This is a genomic window from Roseateles sp. P5_B10, from assembly GCF_056400485.1.
On sequence record NZ_JBFULE010000720.1, the window covers coordinates 1 to 2,669 of the forward strand.

Sequence of the window (2,669 nt, forward strand, 5' to 3'; positions counted from 1 at the left end):
GCCTCGGGCAGATTGGCCACGAAGCGCTYAGCCAGGGCGCCACGGCCATGCACAACGAGACGGGCCGCCCGCGGCGGCGCAATGCTGACGGCCGGCAGGGCCGGCGCGCCCTCGGGGTAGCGGTAAAAGCCCCGCCCGCTCTTGCGGCCGAAGAAGCCGGCGTCGACCAACTCCTGCTGCACCAGCGACGGCGTGAAGCGGCGATCAAAGAAGTTGGCCGCGAAGACCGAGTTGGTCACGGCGAAGTTGGTGTCATGGCCGATCAGGTCCATCAGCTCGCAGGGCCCCATGCGGAAGCCCGCGGCTCGGAGGACCGCGTCGATGAGCTCGGGCGCCGCAGCGCGGTCCTGCAGCAGCATCAGCGTCTCGGCGTAGTACGGCCGGGCGATGCGGTTGACGATGAAGCCGGGCGTGGAGCGCGTGTGCACCGCCGTCTTGCCCCAGCGGCCGGCGAGGTCGAAGACAGCCTGCGCGACCTCGGGCGACGTGCCCAGGCCGGACACGACTTCGACCAGCTTCATCAACGGCACCGGGTTGAAGAAGTGCATGCCGACAAGGCGCTCGGGCTTTTGCATGCCGCGCGCCAGCGCCGTCACCGAGATGGACGAGGTGTTGGTGGCGATGACGGCCTCGGGCGGCAGCAGCGCTTCCAGTTCAGCAAACAGCGCGCGCTTGACGTCGAGGTTCTCGACGATGGCCTCGATGACGAGATCGGCCGGTGCCAAGGCCTCGACCGGTGTGATGCGCGCCAGCGCCGCCTGCGCGGCATCGGCCGTCAGCCTGCCCTTGGTGACCAGGCCGTCCAGCATGGCCGAGAGCTTGCTCTTGGCGGCCTCGGCGGCACCGGGGCGGGCGTCGAAGAGCGCCACTTCATGGCCGGCCTGGGCGGCCACCTGGGCAATGCCGGCGCCCATCAGGCCAGCGCCGACGACGAGGATGCGCGAGTTGTTCAAGGTCATTCGGGGGCAGTCCAGTTGGGCTTGCGTTTGCCGAGGAAGGCTGCAAAGCCTTCACGGGCCTCGGCTGTCGTGCGCACACGGGCAATGGTTTGAGCGGTCAGCTCGCGCACCTCGGCCGTGACCGGGCCGGGCGCCAGGCGTGCATAGAGCTGCTTGATCTCGGCCTGCGCCTGCGGGCCGCAGGCGAGCAGGTCGGCCACGAGGGCATCGACGGCGGTGTCCAGGCCTTCTGCCGGCACGACGCGCTGCACAAGGCCAACGCGCAGCGCCTCGTCGGCGCCGATGCGGCAGGCCATCAGCGCCAGCCGCCGCGCCTCGCGCAGGCCGACGGCATTGACAAGATGCGGGCCGATGACCGCGGGCAGGATGCCCATGCGGGCCTCGCTGACCGCGAAGCTCGCGGCGTCGGACGCGACCGCCATGTCACAGGCACAGACGAGGCCGACGCCGCCGCCGAGTGCCGCACCCTGCACTCGGGCGATGGTCGGCTTCGGGGTCTCGGCAATACGCGCCAGCATGGCGGAGAAGCGGCGGGCATCGGCGAGGTTGTCGTCCTGCGACGCCGCGGCCGCGCGCTGCATCCACTGCAGGTCCGCGCCGGCGCTGAAATGTTTGCCCGAGCCAGCCAGCACGACGACGCGCACGCCGGCGTCGTCGCCGAGCAGCGCAAAAGCCGCGTCGAGCTCGGCGATCAGCGTCTCATCGAAGGCATTGAACACGGCCGGCCGGTTCATCGTCAGCAGGGCCACGCCGTCGTCGCGGCGCTGCAATTCAAGGGAGGTCCAGGAAGGCATGCGGGCATTCTGCACTTTTCCCGACCGATCGGTCGACTGTGCCATTCAAGCGCCCCAGTCCGCCGTTCGCCCGCCCACTGCGGCAGGCGGGGCACGCCGCCTCCTAGACTGCAGCCATGCCTCGCCTCGACGACTACGTCCAATGGTTCTACCCCGGTTCGCGCCGCGTCTTCAAGCCCGAGGAGCTGGCCCGCGCCGGCTCGCAGCCCTGGCCGTCGGGCATTGACCAGTACGTCTTCGTGAACGTGGTGCTGCTGCTGGCCGCGTTCTCGCATCAGATGTCCAAGGGCACACGACCGGTGGCGTGGCTCCTGTCGTTGTTCATCACGTCCGTCGCAATGGCTGTGGCGCGCGGGCTCTGGCGCAACCCTAGCCGGCGCCGCCTCAACATGGCCTGCTACGGTTTTGCAGCGGTCGTCGCCGTGGCCTTCGTCGTGCTGATCAAGACGGGCTGGCGCGAGATGGCCGTCGATCACGCCGCGCTGGCCGTGGTGGTGATGACCGCCATCCTGTCGGCCTGGTGGGGGTTGACCGTCTACCGCGTCGACCAGATCGAGGCCCGGCTGCGCGAGCTGGCCGACCAGGACGCCGCGCTGCGCCTGCAGACCCGCCTGGCCGCCGCCCAGATCCAGCCTCATTTCCTGTTCAACACGCTGGCTTCGCTGCAGCATTGGGTGGACACCGGCGACGCCCGCGCCGCACCCTTGCTGCGTGACTTCACGGCCTATCTGCGCGCCACGCTGCCGATGTTCGAACGCGAGCTGCAACCGCTGGCCGACGAGGTCGAGATGGTGCGCCGCTACCTGACCATCATGCAGGCGCGGCTGGGCGCGCGGCTGGCCTTCAGCATCGACGTGCCAGCCCACCTGGACGCTGAACTTCCACCCGGCATCGTGCTGACCCTGGTGGAGAACGC

At 69.6% G+C, this 2,669-nt stretch carries 3 protein-coding genes; 1 reads left to right on the plus strand and 2 read right to left on the minus strand.

Annotated elements, in window-relative coordinates:
* Together AC1DU6_RS26485 and AC1DU6_RS26490 are read right to left on the minus strand one after the other, a co-directional pair.
* Positions 1 to 959: FAD-dependent oxidoreductase (locus tag AC1DU6_RS26485; protein WP_477860765.1), on the minus strand; the 959-nt coding region annotated here is incomplete at its 3' end.
* On the minus strand, positions 956 to 1,753 hold the full coding sequence (locus AC1DU6_RS26490) for an enoyl-CoA hydratase-related protein (protein WP_056201315.1): 798 nt from the start codon (positions 1,751 to 1,753) through the stop codon (positions 956 to 958). The genes AC1DU6_RS26485 and AC1DU6_RS26490, both read right to left, overlap by 4 nt.
* 116 nt (positions 1,754 to 1,869) lie before the next feature.
* On the opposite strand from AC1DU6_RS26490, the gene AC1DU6_RS26495 reads away from it, so the two are divergent.
* Positions 1,870 to 2,669 (plus strand): sensor histidine kinase (locus AC1DU6_RS26495; RefSeq protein ID WP_477860767.1); only part of this gene is annotated, 800 nt, incomplete at its 3' end.

Coding starts and splice junctions, on each gene's coding strand:
- AC1DU6_RS26490 (WP_056201315.1), bottom strand. CDS start 1,753: ATGCCTTCCTGGACCTCCCTTGAATTGCAGCGCCGCGACGACGGCGTG.